Genomic DNA, 17366 nt, shown 5'->3' on the forward strand with positions numbered 1-17366 from the left:
GGGGCCCGCGGTGACCACCAGCCACGACGTCGTGGTCGTCGGCGGGGGCCACAACGGCCTGACCGCCGCGGCCTACCTGGCCCGCGCGGGCCGCTCGGTGCTGCTGCTGGAGCGGCAGGACGCCCTCGGCGGGGCCACCGTCTCGGCCGAGGCGTTCGAGGGCGTCGGGGCCCGGCTGTCGCGCTACAGCTACCTGGTCAGCCTGCTGCCCCGGCGGATCGTCGACGACCTCGGCCTGCGGCTGGACCTGGCCCGCCGGCGCTACTCCTCCTACACGCCCGTGCCGGGCGGGGACACCGGGCTGCTCATCGACAACGGCGACCCGCGGGCCACCGCCGCCTCGTTCGCGGCGGTCGGGGCGGCGGACGACGCCGCCCGGTGGGAGGCGTTCTACGACCGGGTCGGCCGGCTGGCGCAGGCCGTCTGGCCGACGATGACCGAGCCGCTGCCGCGGGCGACCGAGCTGGCCGAGCGCGTGGGCGACCCGGGGCTTGTCCGCGACTTCCTGCACCGGCCGCTCGGCGAGGTCGTCGAGGCCACCTTCGCCGACGACCTGGTCCGCGGGGTCGTCCTCACCGACGGGCTCATCTCCACCTACGCCTCGGCCCACGAGGCCGACCTGCGCCACAACGTCTGCTTCCTCTACCACGTCGTCGGCGGCGGGACGGGGGACTGGGACGTGCCCGTCGGCGGGATGGGCCAGGTCTCCGGCGAGCTGGAGCGGGCCGCCCGCTCCGCCGGCGCGCAGCTGCGCACCGGGGCCACCGTCACCGGGGTGGAGGACGGCGCGGTCACCTGGGTCGACGACGCCGGCGTCGAGCACCGGGCGACCGCGGGCCGGGTGCTGTGGGCGGCGGCACCGTCGGTGCTGGCCGACCTGGTCGGTGCCCCGCACGAGCGGGTCGAGGGCTCCCAGGTCAAGGTCAACCTGCTGCTCTCCCGGCTTCCCCGGCTGCGGGACCGGTCCGTGGACCCGGCCGCCGCCTTCGGCGGGACCTTCCACATCAACGAGACCTACGGCCAGCTGGAGGAGGCCTACGCCGCGGCCCTGGCCGGGCGGGTCCCGGACCCGATGCCGGCGGAGATCTACTGCCACTCCCTGACCGACCCCTCGATCCTGTCGCCGCAGCTGCGGGCCTCCGGCGCCCACACCCTGACCGTGTTCACCCTGCAGACGCCCGACCGGCTGCTGGACGACGGCCAGGTGACCCGCGAGCAGCTGCAGCAGGCCACGCTGGACTCGCTGTCCTCGGTGCTGGCCGAGCCGGTCGAGGACGTCGTCCTGCGCGACCGGGACGGGCGGCCCTGCGTGGAGACGAAGACCACGCGGGACCTGCAGGACGCCCTGGCCATGCCCGGCGGCAACATCTTCCACGCGCCGCTGACCTGGCCGTGGGCCGACGACGAGGCCCCGTTGGACACCCCCGCCCGCCGGTGGGGCGTGGACACCCCATACCCCGGGGTGCTGCTGGCCGGTGCGGGCTCCCGCCGAGGCGGCGGGGTGAGCGGCCTGGGCGGGTACCACGCCGCCCGGGCCGTCCTGGAGGACTGACCCGGGCGGGCGGTTCAAGCGGGGACGCCGGCGCGGCGGCTCAGGTGTCGCGGAAGGGGTGCGGCTCGTGCTCGCGCCGCTCGTCGTCGCGGACCAGGTCGGGGTCCTCGTGCAGGCCGTCGGTCACCTCGGGGCGGCTGCGCAGGAACAGGATGCTCGCCGTCAGCCCTCCCCAGACCACGACCATGGCCACGAGCATCATGACGATCGCGGACGTGGTCATCGCTTCTCCTCCTCCAGGTCGGGCCAGGCACGGAAGTCCGGGTCGTCCCGGCCCTTCCAGGGTAGGGCCGTCAGCACCACCGCGGCCAGGATGACGAGGGCGAGCATGCCCCAGCCGAAGAGGCCGACGTACCAGCCTGGCAGGCCCTCGTACCCCTCGGTGACCAGGGTGATCAGCTTCTGTACCAGCATGACGACCAGGAAGGCCGGCACGAGGAGGCCGAGCAGGAAGATCCAGACGCGGCCCACCTTGAAGGTGGACACGGCGTTGAGGTGCTGTCGCAGCACCTCACCGCGCCGGAACACCCACACCACGACCACCGTCATGACGATCGCCGACAGGACGATGCCCACGTTGTTGGCGAACTGGTCGACGGTGTCCAGGGCCAGCAGGCCCGAGGTGGTCGAGAACAGGGCGATCGAGATGGACGCCGAGACGACGGCGACCGCGAGCGCGGCGGTGCGCCGGCCCAGCCCGAACTTCTCCTGCATCGAGGCGGCCACCCCGAGCAGGATCGAGATGAGCGAGGTGAAGCCGGCCAGGACCAGCGCGGCGAAGAACACCACGCCGAAGATGTTCCCGCCCGGCATCTCGGAGATGACCGCCGGGAAGGTGACGAAGGACAGGATCGGACCGGTCAGCCCCTCGAGGTCGGCGACGGCCACCTGCTGCTGGTGGGCGAAGAAGCCCAGGGTGGCGAAGACGCCGATGCCGGCGAGGATCTCGAAGGAGGAGTTGGCGAACGCCACCACCAGGCCCGAGCTGGTCATGTTCGCCTTGCGCCGCTGGAAGGAGGCGTAGGTGACCATGATGCCGAAGGCGATGGACAGCGAGAAGAAGATCTGCGCGTACGCCGAGATCCACACGTTCAGGTCCAGCAGCGCCGACCAGTTGGGGGTGAACAGTGCGTCGAGCCCGTCGGCGGCGCCGGGCAGGGTCAGGGCGCGGATGACCAGGCCCAGGAAGGCCACGACCAGCAGCGGGATGAAGATGACGTTGACCCGCTGCACGCCGCGGCTGACGCCCAGGGCCAGCACGACGAGGATCGCCGCCCACACGAGCACGAGGGGGATCGCCACGGAGGAGACGATCGTCGTCGAGATCTCCGGGTCGCCGACCTGGAGGTACTCGCCGGTGAAGAAGCCGAGCGTGTCCTCGCCCCACCGCAGGTCGAAGGCGTAGACGAAGTAGCTCAACGACCAGGCGACCACCGCGGCGTAGTAGACCGCGATGACGAACGACAGGCCGATCTGGAACCAGCCCAGGGTCTCGGCCGGCTTGGCCATCCGCCGGTAGGCCAGCGGGGCGGCCGCCCGGTAGCGGTGGCCGATCGCGTAGTCGAGGAACAGGATCGGGATGCCGGCGGTCAGCAGCGCCAGGAGGTAGGGGATGAGGAAGGCCCCGCCCCCGCTCTCGTAGGCGACCCCCGGGAACCGCCAGATGTTGCCCAGGCCGACGGCCGAGCCGATCGCCGCGAGGATGAACCCGGTGTTGTGGGTCCACGTGTCGCGCTGCTCGGCGGCCGGGGCGGTGTTCGTGCCAGCCACGGCGGACCTCCTTGGAAAGGATGGTGCGGTATGAACGTGCCGCAGGTCGGGCGGCGCCCGCCCCGCTGCCGGGGCAGGCCCGGACGGTTGGCAACCTAGTCCACATCCGCGCGGTTGGGTAGTGGCCACGCCCGTCCCCTGTGCCACGCTGGTCCCATGACCCGGCGGATCCTCGTGCTCAACGGCCCCAACCTCAACCTGCTCGGCACCCGGGAGCCGGAGATCTACGGGTCGGCCACGCTCGCCGACGTCGACGACCTCTGCCGCGAGGAGGCCCGGCGCCATGGGCTGGAGGCCACCTGCCGGCAGACCAACCACGAGGGCGGGCTGGTCGACGCCCTGCACGAGGCGCGCTCCGCCGGCGACGTCGTCGGCGTGGTCCTCAACGCCGGCGCCTACACGCACACCTCCGTGGCGCTGCTGGACGCCGTCAAGGCCGTGCGGCTGCCGGTCGTCGAGGTGCACCTGAGCAACCCGCACGCCCGCGAGCCCTTCCGCCACCGCTCCTACCTCTCACCGGTCGCCGAGGCGGTCGTGGCGGGCGCTGGCGTCGACGGCTACCGGTGGGCCGTGGAGCTGCTGGCGACCCGCTACGGCGGCTGACCGGCCGGCGCCTATCGTGTCCTCATGGGTCTGACGCAGTGGTGGCAGCAGCTGACCGGCAAGCGCGGCGCGAAGGCCGGGGGTGAGCAGGCCAGGGGCGGTGCCCCCGCGCGGCCCCGGCCGGCGACGGCGGCGATGCCCTCGGGGCGCCCGGGCAGGCGCCCCTCGACGCCGGACGCCTCGCTGCCGGTCCTGGGCGTGGACGTCTCCCGCGGCGGTTGGGTCGGCGCGCTGCTCGACGCCTCGGGCCACGGCACCCCCATGCTGCTGACCGGCGCCAGCGTCGCCGAGGTCGTGGAGAAGGCCGGCGACGTGGCCGTCGTGGCCGTGGACATCCCGATCGGTCTGCCCGACGACGCCCGCCGCGAGGCCGACGTGCAGACCCGGGCGTTCCTGCCCGGCAAGTCCTCCTCGGTGTTCACCACGCCCGTGCGCGAGGCCGTCTACGCCGAGTCCTACGGCCAGGCCAACGCGGTCAACCGGGAGAAGGTCGGGTCGGGGGTCTCCCAGCAGGCCTTCGAGCTGCGGCGGCGGATCAAGGAGGTCGACGCCTGGGTCCGCCAGGACCTGTCCTTCCTCGTCGCCGAGTGCCACCCGGAGGCCTCGTTCGCGCAGATGGCCGGTGCGCCGGTCGCGTCGAAGAAGCGGACCGCCGAGGGCTCGGCCGAGCGCCGGGAGGTCCTGGCCCGGCACGGGATCTACGTGCCGACCACCGCGCCCACCGGCGTGGGCACCGACGACATGCTGGACGCCTGCGCCGCCGCGTGGACCGCCCACCGGGTCAAGACCGGCTCGGCCCGCACCTTCCCGGACGACCCGCAGACCTTCTCCGACGGCATCCCGGCCGCCATCCACGTCTGACCCCAGGAGCACCGCATGACCTCGCAGCCCTTCCCCACGCTCGAGACCGACCGGCCCCGCGACTACGGGATGCTCATCGGCGGCGAGGAGGTGCCCGCCGCGTCGGGGGAGACGATCGACGTCATCACCCCCATCGACCGGCACCGCGTCGTGGCCCGCGTGCCCCGGGGGCGCGCCGAGGACGCCGACCGGGCGGTCCGGGCCGCGCGCGCGGCATACCCCGGCTGGGCCGCGCTGCCCTTCGTCGAGCGGCAGCGGGCGCTGCTGCGGATCGCCGACGACCTCGAGCCCCTCGTGGAGGACCTGGCCCGGCTCACCGCGGTCGACACCGGCAACGCGATCCGCACCCAGGCCCGCCCCGAGGCGGCCCTGCTGGTCACCGCGTTCCGCTACTTCGCCGGGCTGGCCGGGGAGACCAAGGGGGTGACCCTGCCCACGGGCGACGACGCGCTGTCCTACACCCGTCGGCTGCCGCTCGGCGTGGTCGCGGCGATCCTGCCGTGGAACTCCCCGCTGATGATCGCCGCCTTCAAGCTGCCGGCCGCCCTGGTCGCCGGCAACACGGTCGTGCTCAAGGCCGCCGAGGACGCGCCCACGACGATCCTGGAACTGGCCGCGGTCTGCCAGCGGCACCTGCCGCCCGGGGCGATCAACGTCGTCACCGGCTACGGCCCCGAGGTCGGCGAGGCCCTCGTCACCCACGGCGACGTCGACAAGGTCTCCTTCACCGGCTCCACCGTCACGGGGGCGGGCGTCGCGGCCCGGGCCGGGGAGCGGCTGGCCCACGTCTCCCTCGAGCTGGGCGGCAAGTCGCCCTGCATCGTCTTCCCCGACTCCGACACCGACGAGGTGGTCGAGCAGGTGCTGCTGGCCACCCGGTTCGCCCGGCAGGGGCAGAGCTGCACGTCCGGCTCCCGGCTGTTCCTCCACGAGGACGTGCACGACAGCTTCCTGGAGAAGCTGGTCGACCGGGTCTCCCGGCTGACGGTCGGCGACCCCCGCGAGGAGGCCACCGACATCGGCTGCATCATCAACCAGCGGCAGTGGGACCGGGTGCAGGGCTACGTCGAGGACGGCCTGTCCACCGAGGGCGTGCACGTCGCCTACGACGGGCGCCCCGCCCTGCAGGTGGGGGAGCCCGGTTTCTACCACGCGCCGATGATCCTGTCCCAGGTGTCCAACGACTGGCGGATCGCCCGGGAGGAGATCTTTGGCCCGGTGCTGTCGGTGCTGCGCTGGCGCGACGAGGACGAGGTCGTGCGGATGGCCAACGACACGTCCTACGGCCTGGCGGCGTTCGTCTTCGCCCGCGACGTCTCCGCCGCGCTGCGCACCGCGCACCGGATCGAGTCGGGCTGGGTGCAGGTCAACCAGGGCGGCGGCCAGCAGGTCGGCCAGTCCTACGGCGGGATGAAGTCCAGCGGCCACGGGCGGGAGTTCTCCCTGGAGGGCATGCTCGAGGGGTTCACCCAGATCCAGCAGGTCAACGTCCGCCTCTGAGGCGGCCGGTGACACGTCCCGCATCTGGGACACTGGGAGGTATGACGTCCGACACCACCCTGGTCCTGCTCAAGATCACCGCCGTCCTCACCGCCCTTCTGGGGGTGCTGCAGGCCGTCCTCGGGTTCCTTCTCGTCGGGGGCACCTGGGTGGGCGCCCACGGGACGATCGGCAACACCACGGTCGTGGTCGCCCTCGTCACCGCGGTCGTGGCCTTCGTCTGGATGCGGGCCTCGGCCAACAAGGGCCTGTTCATGCACGCGGTCGGCGTCCTCGTGCTCGCCGTCGCCCAGGTCGCGCTCGGCGAGATGGAGCTGCGGCTCGTGCACATCGTCGTCGGCGTGCTCTTCCTCCTGGCGGCCGTGGCCCTGGGGACCCTCGCGGTCCGCAAGCCGGGCATGCGGCTGGAGCGGATCGACCCGGCCCGCCTCCAGGGGCACTGAGCCCTTCCCCGGCCGTGCTTCAGACCTCCACCGCGGCCAGGTGGTCCCACGCCTGCGCCATGGCGGGGCCGTACCAGGTGAGCAGCCGGCCGCTGACCAGCCGGGTCGGGGTGCGCCCGAACGCCTCCGGCCCGTCGTCGGCGGTGAACTCGTAAGGCTCGTCGGGCAGCAGCACGACGTCGGCCCCGGCGCCGTCGACCTCCTCCACCGGCAGGGCGGGGTAGCGCTCGGGGTGGTCGGCGAAGACATTGATGAGCCCCGCCCGCGCCAGCAGGTCCCCGGTGAAGGTGGCCGAGCCGACGACCATCCACGGGTCCCGCCAGACCGGCACCGCCACGCGGGCCCGCGGCGCCGGCGGGGAGCCGCCCGCCTGCGCCCACAGCTCCCGCACCCGGGCCAGCCAGTCCGGGACGCCCCACGCCAGGACCTCGCCGAAGATCCGCTCCATGGCGTCCACCGCCTGGTCGACCGACTCGACGACGCCGACCCACACCGGCACCCCGGCCGCGCGCAGCCGCCGCACGTCCAGCTCGCGGTTCTCCTCCTGGACGGCCAGGACGAGCTCCGGGTGCAGCCCCGCCACGGCGGCCCGGTCGGGGTTCTTCGTGCCGCGGACCCGGGTCACGTCCAGGTCCTGCGGGTGGGTGCACCAGTCGGTCGCCCCGACCAGCGCCTCCCGCCGCGTCACGGCCACGGCCTCGGTCAGCGACGGCACGAGCGAGACCACCCGGGTCACCGGCCCGTCCGGCAGCGCGACCTCGGCGCCCAGGTCGTCGACCACGACCCGGCTCACGGGGCCCCCTCCGCCGAGGACCCCTCCAGCACGGTCCCGTCCGGCACCCGCCGGGCCCCGCCCTCGTCGGCCAGCCGCACCCGTCCGCGGACGACCACGTCGGCCCCGAACGTCCAGTCGCCCTCCACCTCCAGGCCGGCCGCCTCCCGCAGAGACGGCGCCCCCGCGGGGAACCGGGCGTCCAGGTCGTGCACGAAGCGGTAGTGCCGCCGGTCGAGGGTCACGACGGGCAGCGGGTCGGCCTGCGCGACGAGGCGGTACCCCGTGCCCGGCCCCACGGCATACGCGTCCGAGCGGAGCAGGAGCAGCTCGTCGGTGCCCTTGACCGGCACGAACCGGTCCCGGCCCACCCCGACGGCCACGGCGTCGTCGAACAGCTCGACCGCCCCGCCCATCGCGCTCTCGACCTGGACGACCGGCGTGGAGGTGGGGTCGGTCGGATCGACCGTCTTGGGGTTGCGGATGAGCGGCAGCGGCAGCGACCCCCCGTGCCGCTCCAGCAGCTCCCGCAGCCGGATCAGGTCCAGCCACAGGTTGTTGGTGTGCGCCCAGGGGTGCCGGTCGCCGTCGGTGAAGTGGACCAGCTCCTCCTCGGCGGTCTGGGCGGTGTCGCGCAGGAGCAGCCGCCCGTCGGCCCGCCGCCGCACGAGGTGGCCGCCCTTGCGGTCCATCTCGGTGCGGGGGCAGACCTCGGCGGCGTAGCCGGCGCCCTCCGCGGCGAACCACGCGGCCAGGCGGGCGTCGGGCACCGCGCCGAGGTTGTCGACGTTGGAGACGAACAGCTGCCGGTAGCCCTGCTCGAGCAGCGCGTCGAGCACCCCGGAGGCCGCCAGCGTGGGGTAGAGGTCGCCGTGCCCCGGCGGGCACCACTCCAGCCGCGGGTCGCCCGGGTGGTCGACGGGGGAGAGGTCGTCGGCGCGCAGCTTGGGCTCCCGGCTCTGCAGGACGTCCAGGGGCAGGCCGTCCACGGCCAGGTCCGGGTATGCCGCGAGCCGCGCCAGGGTGGCGTCGCGGGTGGCGAAGCTGTCCAGGAGCAGCAGCGGCAGCCGGGCCCCCGTCGCCTCGCGCAGCGCCAGCACCTGGCGCACGGTGACGTCCAGGAAGGTCAGGCCGTCGTGCACCGGCAGCAGCGACTTGGGGACGGACAGGCCCATCGAGGTGCCCAGCCCGCCGTTGAGCACGGCTACGGCCGTCGCGTCGAGCGCGGCGCGGCCGGCGTCGGGGTCGTCGGGCAGGTCGTCCAGCAAGACCTGCGGGGAGGCCGGCTCGACGTCGGCCTCGCGCACGAGCCCGGTCGCTCCGGACACCAGGGCCTCGTGGTGCCGGACGAACGCCCGCACCGCCGGCTCGTTCACCCCCGCGGCCCGCATCCGGGCCACCGCCTCGGCCCGGCCCGGGTGGTCGGCGTTCTTCCCGTCGTCCGTCGTCTCTGCCACGGTCCCAGCCTGCCACGGGAGTCGATGCGACAGGATGGGACGCATGAACGCACAGGTGCAGTTTCCCGACGGCTTCCGCTGGGGCGCGGCCACCGCGGCCTACCAGATCGAGGGGGCGGCCTCCGAGGACGGCCGGGCCGACTCGATCTGGGACGTCTTCGCCCGGCAGCCCGGGGCGGTGTGGCAGGGCCAGGACGGATCGGTGGCCTGCGACCACTACCACCGCTACGAGGACGACGTCGACCTCATGCGGGAGCTGTCCCTGGGCACCTACCGCTTCTCCATCTCGTGGGCCCGGGTGGTGCCGGACGGCACGACCGTCAACCGGCAGGGGCTGGACTTCTACGCCCGGCTGGTCGACACGCTGCTGGACCGCGGGATCACGCCGTGGCTGACGCTCTACCACTGGGACCTGCCGCAGGCGCTGGAGGACCGCGGAGGCTGGCCGGCCCGCGAGACCGCGGACCGGTTCGTCGACTACGCGCTCGCGGTGCACGACGCCCTCGGCGACCGGGTGCGGCACTGGGCCACCCTCAACGAGCCGTGGTGCGCGGCCTTCCACGGCTACGCCGGCGCCCACCACGCCCCCGGGCAGGCCGACCCCGTCGCCTCCCTGCGGGCGGCCCACCACCTCCTGCTGGCCCACGGGCAGGCGGTCCGGGCGCTGCGCGAGCGCGACCCCGACGCCAGCCTGGGCCTGACGCTGAACTTCACCGACACCGTGCCGCTGGACCCGGACCGCGAGGGGGACCGGGACGCCGCCCGCCGTGTCGACGGGACGGCCAACCGGTTCTTCGTCGAGGCGGTCACCCGGGGCGCCTACCCGCAGGACGTGCTGACGGACCTGGCCGACGTCTGGCCGGAGGACCTGGTGCAGGAGGGGGACCTGGAGACCATCGCCACGCCGATCGACGTCCTCGGGGTCAACTACTACGCCACCCAGGCGGTGACCGGACCGGACCCGGAGCGGGCAGCCGAGGCGGCGAGGCAGGCCCGCGCCTTCGACGAGCCCTCGCCCAACGTCGGCTCCGAGCACGTGCGGGCGGTGCGTCGCGGCATACCCGTCTCGGACATGGGGTGGGAGATCTCGGCCGACGCCCTGCGCGAGCTGCTGCTGCGGCTGCAGCGGGACTACACCGGTCCGCGCGGGATCGCCATGGTCGTCACCGAGAACGGGATGGCCTGCGACGACCGGCCGGACGCGGACGGGTTCGTCGACGACCAGGAACGCATCGCCTACCTGGACGCGCACGTGCGGGCCGCCCACGAGGCGATCGAGCAGGGGGCCGACCTGCGCGGCTACCTCGTCTGGTCGCTGATGGACAACTTCGAGTGGGCCTTCGGCTACGCCAAGCGGTTCGGCATCGTGCGGGTCGACTACGACACGCAGCGGCGCACGCCGAAGGCGAGCGCGCGCTGGTGGGCGCGGCTCGCCTCGACCGGCGTCCTTCCCGGGACCTGAACCCCGGGCCCTAGCCCTTGACGCCGCCGGCGAGCAGGCCGCGGACGAAGTAGCGCTGCAGGAGCAGGAAGACCGTCACCGGGACGACCATCGCCACGAACGCGCCGGAGGACAGCAGGTGCCAGGCCGTGCCGCGGGTGCCGGTCAGGTCGGCCAGGCGGACCGTCAGCGGGGAGACGTCCGGGCCGGAGCCGAAGACCAGGCCGACGAGCAGGTCGTTCCAGACCCAGAGGAACTGGAAGATGCCGAAGGCGGCGATCGCCGGCACGAGCAGCGGCAGGAGCACCTGGAAGAAGATCTTCACGTGCCCGGCACCGTCCACCCGGGCCGCCTCGATGAGGGTCCGGGGGATGTCCATCATGAAGTTGTGCAGCAGGAAGATCGCCAGCGGGAGGGCGAAGATCGTGTGCGAGATCCACACCGGCCAGAACGATCCGACCAGGCCCCAGTTGTTGTACTGCGTCAGCAGGGGGATGAGGGTGACCTGGATCGGCACGATCTGCAGGGCGAACACCGCCACGAACAGGATGTTGCGTCCGCGGAACTCCATCCACGCGAAGGCGTAGGCCGCCAGCAGCGCCAGCGTGATCGGGATGATCACCGCCGGCAGCGTGATGACCACGGTGTTGATGAACGCCGAGGCGAAGTCGGTGCTGCCGCCGGTGAAGACTTCGACGTAGTTCTCGGTCGTCACCTCCGGGTCGCCGAAGAAGGTCCACCAGCCGCTGGTGCGGATGTCCGCGGGCGGTCGCCACGAGGTGACGAACAGGCCGAAGGTCGGCACCGTCCACAGCAGCGCGATGACGATCGCGATCGCCGAGGCCCAGGGTGAGGACAGCCGGTTCTTGGTGTCGATCGCCCGCTTCTCGGCCTTGGTGAGCTTGCGGGGGCGCACCGGTTCGGAGCGTCCGTCGCCGTCGAGGTCCTTGACCGGGGCGACCGGGGCGTTGCTGGTCATCGCTGCTCCTCGGAAAGCTTCATCTGGCGCACGTTGTAGACCACGATCGGGACGACCATGACGAACAGCAGCACGGCCAGGGTGGCGCCGACGCCGCGCTGGGCGGTGCGGAAGGTCTGGATGTAGAACTCGTTGGCCACGATCGAGGTGCCGAAGTTGCCGCCGGTCATCGAGTACACGATGTCGAAGACCTTCAGCGTGGCCATGGCCACGGTCGTGAGGACCACGACCAGGGCCGGGCGGATGGAGGGGACGGTCACCGACCGGAACATCCGGAAGTTGCTCGCGCCGTCCAGCTTGGCGGCCTCGATGATGTCGTCCGGGATCGCCTTGATCGAGGCCGACAGCACCGTCATCGCGAAGCCGGCCTGGATCCAGACCATGACGGCGATGAGGAAGAGCGTGTTCCACGGCCAGTTGAGCAGGAACTGCTGGGTGTCCAGGCCCAGCCAGACGAGGAACTGGTTGGCCAGGCCGGTCTGCGGCCGGCTGGCCGGCTTGAAGTCGTAGACGAACTTCCAGATGATGCTCGCCCCGACCATGGAGATGGCCATCGGCAGGAAGACCAGCGTCTTGGCCAGCTTCTCGAACCGGGTGCGGTCCACGAGCACGGCGTAGACGAGGCCGATCGCCGTGGAGACGGTCGGGACCAGCAGCACCCACAGCAGGGTGTTGAGCAGGACCCGTCTCATCGAGGGGTTGGTGAAGACCTCGACGTAGTTGTCCGTGCCCACCCACTCCTGCAGGTTGGGGCTCTTGAACGAGCTCAGCACCGTGTTGATCGCCGGGTAGACCAGGCCGAAGGCGATGAGCAGCAGGGCCGGGCCGAGGAAGAAGGCGACGGTGGCCCACCGGGGCATCTTCGGCAGCTCGGCGACGAAGAGCACCAGGGCCATGACGCCGACGAAGAGCAGGATGGCCACGACCATCACGACGAGCTTCTGGGTGGAGGAGTCGGCTCCGAGGAGGTAGTCCATTGCGGTTCCTTCGTTCGCAGGCGGCGCGACCGGGTGAGGGGTGCAGCGGCGTGCGCCCCACCCCTCACCCGGTCACGACCGCCGGTGGGTCACTCGGAGGGCCAGGAGCTCTCGATGGCCGAGAGGGCCTCCTGGGTGTCCTTGCCGCTGGCGATCCAGGCGGTCATCTCCGACCAGAAGGTGCCTGCACCGACCGCGGCCGGCATGAGGTCGGAGGCGTCGAAGCGGAAGGTGGCGTTCTCGTCGGTCAGCAGCTCGTAGGCCAGCTGGTCGATCGGCGACTCCAGGTTGGCCGGGTCGAGCTCGGAGTTGGCCGACACCCAGCCGGGGCCGGTGACCCTGGCCTTCTCGTTGGACCACTCCGGGCTGGTCAGGTAGGCCTGCAGCGCCGCGACCTCGGGCCGGTCGGCCAGCGCGACGGTGAACTCGCCCGCGCCCAGGACGGGGCGGTCCTCGGCGCTCTGCCCGGGCAGGAAGAAGGCGAACACGTCGCCGTCCTCGGCCACGGTGGTGCCCTCGGGCCAGTTGGCCTGGTAGAAGGACGCCTGGCGGTGCAGGAAGCAGGAGCCGTCGAGGATGGGCAGCCCCGCCTCACCGAACGGGGTGGTGGCGATGGACTGGACCTCGCCCAGGCCGCCGTTGACGTAGTCCGGGTTGCGCAGGATCTCGCCGACGGTGTCGACGGCCTCGACGACCTGCGGGTCGTCGAAGGGGATCTCGTGCTCGACCCACTGGTCGTAGGCCTCCGGACCGGCGGTGCGGAGCATGACGTCCTCGACCCAGTCGGTGGCCGGCCAGCCGGTGGCGCCGCCGGACTCGATGCCCGCGCACCACGGCTTGACGTCCGGGTGGTCGGAGACGATCTGGTCGCTCAGGGCGATGAGCTCGTCCCAGGTCTCGGGGATCTCGTAGCCGTTCTCCTCGAACGCCGACGGGGAGTACCAGACGAACGACTTGGCGTTGGCGCCCAGCGGAGCGCCGTAGAGGGTGTCGTCGACGCTGCCGTAGCCGCGCCAGGCCTCGTTGTAGTACTCGTCGATGTTCGACTGGGCCTGCTCGCCGACCTCGGTGATCTGGTCGGGGAAGTCGTTGGCGATGCGCTCGATCAGGCCCGGCTGGGGCACGTAGGCGATGTCGGGGGCGTTGCCGGACTCCAGCCGCACCAGCAGCTGGGCCTCGAACTCGCGGGAGCCCTCGTACTCCACGGTGGCGCCGGTGCACTCCTCGAACGGGATGTAGGAGTCGATGTGCGGCTGGTCCTCGGGGGAGATGATCGAGGTGTAGACCGAGACGGACTTGCCCTCCAGGTCGCCGTACTGCTCGAAGGCCGAGCAGTCGGTGTCGCCGCCGGCGGTCGCGCCGTCGTCCTCGCCCGCGTCACCGCCGCCGTCGTCACCTCCGCAGGCGGCCAGGGTCAGGGTGGCGGCGAGGCTCGCCGCCAGGGCCAGCTTCATCCGGCGGGGGTTGCGGGTCGTGCGCATCGTTGCAGCTCTCCTTCTTCGCGGGGTCCGGAACGGACGCTCCACGGCCACTATTCCAGAGCGACCGGTCGCGCAGGCAAGGGCCCTGCGGTCACATCCTGGTAACGATCCCCACTGCTCAGCGGCCTGCGGGCGGGTCGCGGGCACCGGGGTCCGGTTGACCCGAACGTCAACCGGGAGCGGCGCATCCCCTACCATCGGGGCAGGACCCCGCACTCGACGAGGAGAAGGCCGTGAGCACCGACACCGACGTCCGGACGAGCGACGAGCAGACCGAGCAGGCGGCCCCGGCGACCCCGGAGCGGCACGTGCCGGTCAACCCGGTCCGGATCGTCACCGCCGCCAGCCTGTTCGACGGGCACGACGCCTCGATCAACATCATGCGGCGGATCATGCAGACCCAGGGCGCCGAGGTGGTCCACCTGGGCCACAACCGCTCCGTGCAGGAGGTCGTCGACGCCGTGCTCGACGAGGACGCCAACGGTGTGGCCGTCTCCTCCTACCAGGGCGGGCACGTGGAGTACTTCGAGTACCTCGTGGAGAGCCTGCGCGAGGCCGGGGCGGGGCACGTGCGGGTCGTCGGCGGCGGTGGGGGCGTCATCGTGCCCGAGGAGATCGAGCGGCTGCGTGGCTCCGGGGTGACGATCTTCTCGCCCGAGGACGGCCAGCGCCTCGGCCTGCCCGGGATGATCAACCAGGTGGTCGCCGACTGCGACTACGACCTGTGGGAGGTCGGGGCCGCCGAGGTCGACGCGGTGCTGGCGGGGGAGCGGACCGCCGTGGCCCGCGCCATCACCGGTGCCGAGACCGGGCGCCTGCCCGAGCAGGACCGCAGCAGGTATGCCGAGGCCGCCGCCGCCCGGACCGTGCCGGTCCTGGGGATCACCGGCACGGGCGGGTCGGGCAAGTCCTCGCTGACCGACGAGCTGGTCCGCCGGATCCGGGTCGACCAGGGCGACCGGCTGCGCGTCGCGGTGCTGGCCATCGACCCGACCCGGCGCAAGGGCGGCGGGGCGCTGCTGGGCGACCGCATCCGGATGAATGCGTTGGACGGCGACCGGGTGCTGTTCCGGTCGATGGCCACCCGCGGGGACCGGGAGGTGCCCGACGCGGTCCCGGCGGCGATCGACATCCTCAAGGCCGCCGGCTTCGACCTGGTCATCGTGGAGACCCCCGGCATCGGGCAGGGCGACGCAGGGATCGTGCCGTTCGTGGACACCTCCCTCTACGTGATGACGCCGGAGTTCGGCGCCGCCTCGCAGCTGGAGAAGATCGACATGCTCGACTTCGCCGACGTGGTGGCGATCAACAAGTTCGAGCGGCGCGGGGCGATGGACGCCCTGCGGGACGTGGGCCGCCAGCTGGTCCGCAACCGGGAGGCCTTCGGCAAGCGGCCCGAGGACATGCCGGTCTTCGGCACCTCGGCGGCCACCTTCAACGACGACGGCGTCACCGCGCTCTACCAGCACCTGCTCGAGCTGCTCGGCGGGCACGGGCTGCAGGTGTCCGAGGGCACACTGCCGCGCGTGGACGTGCGGCACTCCAGCACCATCCGGCAGGTGGTGCCGCCGACCCGGGTGCGCTACCTGTCCGAGATCACCGAGACCATCCGCGGCTACCACGCCGACACCGAGCGCTGGGCCGACGCCGCCTCCCGGATCCAGCGGCTGGAGGCCGTCGACGACGAGCTGGCCGCGCTGGGCCGCACCGACCACGGCGTCGACGAGCTGCTCGAGCAGGCCCGCCAGGACCTCCCCGAGGAGGTGCACCAGCTGCAGCAGGCCTGGCCGGGGATCGTGACGGCATACTCCGGGGACGAGCACACGGTGCGCGTGCGCGACCGGGACATCACCACGAAGCTCACCCGGGAGTCCCTCTCCGGCACCAAGGTGCCGCGGGTGGCCCTGCCGGCCTTCCGCGACGCCGGCGACATGGTGCGCTTCTGGCGGCGGGAGAACCTGCCCGGCGCCTTCCCCTACACGGCCGGGGTGTTCTCCTTCAAGCGCGACAACGAGGACCCGGCCCGGATGTTCGCCGGCGAGGGCGACCCGTTCCGGACCAACCGCCGGTTCAAGCTGCTCTCCGAGGGGCTGCCGGCGACCCGGCTGTCCACGGCGTTCGACTCGGTCACCCTCTACGGCCGCGACCCGGGCGAGCGGCCCGACATCTACGGCAAGGTCGGCACCTCCGGGGTCTCCATCGCCACCCTGGACGACATGAAGGTCCTCTACGACGGGTTCGACCTGCTCTCGCCGACGACCTCGGTGTCGATGACGATCAACGGCCCGGCCCCCACGGTGCTGGCGTTCTTCCTCAACACCGCGATCGACCAGCAGCTGGACGCCTTCCGCGAGCGGGAGGGCCGCGAGCCCTCCGGCGCCGAGGCCGAGGAGCTGCGCGCGCACGCCCTGGCGACCGTGCGCGGCACCGTGCAGGCGGACATCCTCAAGGAGGACCAGGGGCAGAACACCTGCCTGTTCACCACCGAGTTCTCGCTGCGGATGATGGCCGACATCCAGGAGTGGTTCATCGAGAACGGCGTGCGCAACTTCTACTCGGTGTCCATCTCCGGCTACCACATCGCCGAGGCCGGGGCGAACCCGATCAGCCAGCTGGCCTTCACCCTGGCCAACGGGTTCACCTACGTGGAGTCCTACCTGGCCCGGGGGATGGACGTCAACGACTTCGCGCCCAACCTGTCCTTCTTCTTCTCCAACGGGATGGACCCGGAGTACTCCGTCATCGGTCGCGTCGCGCGCCGGATCTGGGCGGTGGCGATGCGGGAGAAGTACGGCGCCAACGAGCGCAGCCAGAAGCTGAAGTACCACGTGCAGACCTCCGGGCGCTCGCTGCACGCCCAGGAGATGGACTTCAACGACATCCGGACCACGCTGCAGGCGCTCATCGCGATCTACGACAACGCCAACAGCCTGCACACCAACGCCTACGACGAGGCGATCACCACGCCCTCGACCGAGTCGGTGCGCCGGGCGCTGGCGATCCAGCTCATCATCAACAAGGAGTGGGGCCTGGCGATGAACGAGAACCCGCTCCAGGGCTCGTTCATCATCGACCAGCTCACCGACCTCGTCGAGGAGGCCGTGCTGGCCGAGTTCGACCGGATCTCCGAGCGCGGCGGCGTGCTCGGGGCGATGGAGACCGGCTACCAGCGCGGCAAGATCCAGGACGAGTCGCTGCTCTACGAGCACCGCAAGCACGACGGGTCGCTGCCGATCGTCGGGGTCAACACCTTCCGCCGGCCGGAGTCCGAGCGGGAGGAGGTCGAGGTCGAGCTGGCCCGGGCCACCGAGGCCGAGAAGCAGTCCCAGCTGCGACGGGTCACCGAGTTCAAGGAGGCGCACGCCGACGAGGCGGCCGAGGCGCTGGCCCGGCTCAAGGAGGCCGCCCTGGCCGGGGACAACGTGTTCGCCGTGCTCATGGACGCCGCGCGCGTGTGCACCCTGCAGCAGGTCACCGAGGCGTTCTTCGAGGTGGGCGGGCAGTACCGCCGCAACGTCTGAGGCCGCCGG

General features: G+C 72.2%; 14 protein-coding genes. 7 read left to right on the forward strand and 7 right to left on the reverse strand.

The genetic code is table 11. The features are described 5' to 3' along the window. Positions 1-10: 10 nt before the first annotated feature. A complete protein-coding gene (locus tag FJR00_RS08590) occupies positions 11-1552 on the forward strand; it encodes a phytoene desaturase family protein (RefSeq protein WP_141338351.1) in 1542 nt (513 codons plus the stop codon). A gap of 40 nt (positions 1553-1592) precedes the next feature. On the opposite strand, the gene FJR00_RS08595 is transcribed toward FJR00_RS08590, so the two are convergent. Both FJR00_RS08595 and FJR00_RS08600 read right to left on the reverse strand, forming a co-directional pair. Continuing rightward, positions 1593-1775, reverse strand: coding sequence for a methionine/alanine import family NSS transporter small subunit (locus FJR00_RS08595; RefSeq protein ID WP_141338352.1), 183 nt, complete (start codon positions 1773-1775; stop codon positions 1593-1595). Then, positions 1772-3322 carry a sodium-dependent transporter gene (locus FJR00_RS08600; protein WP_141338353.1) on the reverse strand — a complete coding sequence of 517 codons (1551 nt, stop codon included), beginning with the start codon at positions 3320-3322 and terminating at the stop codon, positions 1772-1774. The genes FJR00_RS08595 and FJR00_RS08600 overlap by 4 nt, the downstream gene beginning before the upstream one ends. A 156-nt stretch (positions 3323-3478) precedes the next feature. Between FJR00_RS08600 and aroQ the strand changes: the two genes are divergently transcribed. From aroQ to FJR00_RS08620, 4 genes are read left to right on the forward strand one after another with little or no spacing between them, the layout of a single operon-like run. Further along, on the forward strand, positions 3479-3925 hold the full coding sequence (gene aroQ, locus FJR00_RS08605; RefSeq protein ID WP_141338354.1) for a type II 3-dehydroquinate dehydratase: 447 nt from the start codon (positions 3479-3481) through the stop codon (positions 3923-3925). 24 nt (positions 3926-3949) lie between these two features. After that, entirely contained in the window at positions 3950-4786 is an 837-nt protein-coding gene (locus tag FJR00_RS08610) for a DUF429 domain-containing protein (RefSeq protein ID WP_141338355.1), read from the forward strand. A 15-nt stretch (positions 4787-4801) separates the two neighbouring features. Next, positions 4802-6286: an aldehyde dehydrogenase family protein gene (locus FJR00_RS08615; protein ID WP_075957991.1), complete on the forward strand. Its 1485-nt coding sequence runs from the start codon at positions 4802-4804 to the stop codon at positions 6284-6286. Positions 6287-6327: 41 nt separating this feature from the next. Next, the gene (locus tag FJR00_RS08620) at positions 6328-6729 is read left to right on the forward strand and encodes a hypothetical protein (protein ID WP_141338356.1); all 402 of its coding nucleotides are present in this window, start codon (positions 6328-6330) and stop codon (positions 6727-6729) included. Between the two features lie 19 nt (positions 6730-6748). Here the strand turns inward: FJR00_RS08620 and FJR00_RS08625 are convergent, their stop codons facing one another. Further along, the gene (locus FJR00_RS08625; RefSeq protein WP_141338357.1) at positions 6749-7522 is read right to left on the reverse strand and encodes a helical backbone metal receptor; all 774 of its coding nucleotides are present in this window, start codon (positions 7520-7522) and stop codon (positions 6749-6751) included. Next, a complete protein-coding gene (locus FJR00_RS08630) occupies positions 7519-8958 on the reverse strand; it encodes a UTP--glucose-1-phosphate uridylyltransferase (RefSeq protein WP_337678389.1) in 1440 nt (479 codons plus the stop codon). The genes FJR00_RS08625 and FJR00_RS08630 overlap by 4 nt, the downstream gene beginning before the upstream one ends. Before the next feature lie 43 nt (positions 8959-9001). Between FJR00_RS08630 and FJR00_RS08635 the strand changes: the two genes are divergently transcribed. Next, the gene (locus FJR00_RS08635; RefSeq protein WP_075957993.1) at positions 9002-10420 is read left to right on the forward strand and encodes a GH1 family beta-glucosidase; all 1419 of its coding nucleotides are present in this window, start codon (positions 9002-9004) and stop codon (positions 10418-10420) included. A gap of 10 nt (positions 10421-10430) precedes the next feature. On the opposite strand, the gene FJR00_RS08640 is transcribed toward FJR00_RS08635, so the two are convergent. The 3 genes from FJR00_RS08640 to FJR00_RS08650 form a co-directional block, all read right to left on the reverse strand. Then, the gene (locus FJR00_RS08640; RefSeq protein WP_075957994.1) at positions 10431-11378 is read right to left on the reverse strand and encodes a carbohydrate ABC transporter permease; all 948 of its coding nucleotides are present in this window, start codon (positions 11376-11378) and stop codon (positions 10431-10433) included. Beyond that, positions 11375-12355, reverse strand: a complete 981-nt coding sequence (locus FJR00_RS08645; protein WP_141338358.1) for a carbohydrate ABC transporter permease — start codon at positions 12353-12355, stop codon at positions 11375-11377. Before FJR00_RS08645 ends, FJR00_RS08640 begins: the two co-directional genes overlap by 4 nt. A gap of 89 nt (positions 12356-12444) precedes the next feature. Continuing rightward, positions 12445-13836, reverse strand: coding sequence for an ABC transporter substrate-binding protein (locus tag FJR00_RS08650; RefSeq protein ID WP_141338359.1), 1392 nt, complete (start codon positions 13834-13836; stop codon positions 12445-12447). 233 nt (positions 13837-14069) lie between these two features. Between FJR00_RS08650 and icmF the strand changes: the two genes are divergently transcribed. After that, the gene (icmF, locus tag FJR00_RS08655) at positions 14070-17357 is read left to right on the forward strand and encodes a fused isobutyryl-CoA mutase/GTPase IcmF (protein WP_446685931.1); all 3288 of its coding nucleotides are present in this window, start codon (positions 14070-14072) and stop codon (positions 17355-17357) included. The last annotated feature ends 9 nt before the right edge of the window (positions 17358-17366 follow it).

Origin of the sequence: Ornithinimicrobium kibberense, from assembly GCF_006519705.1 — a bacterium.
Taxonomy (GTDB): Bacteria; Actinomycetota; Actinomycetes; order Actinomycetales; family Dermatophilaceae; genus Ornithinicoccus; species Ornithinicoccus kibberensis.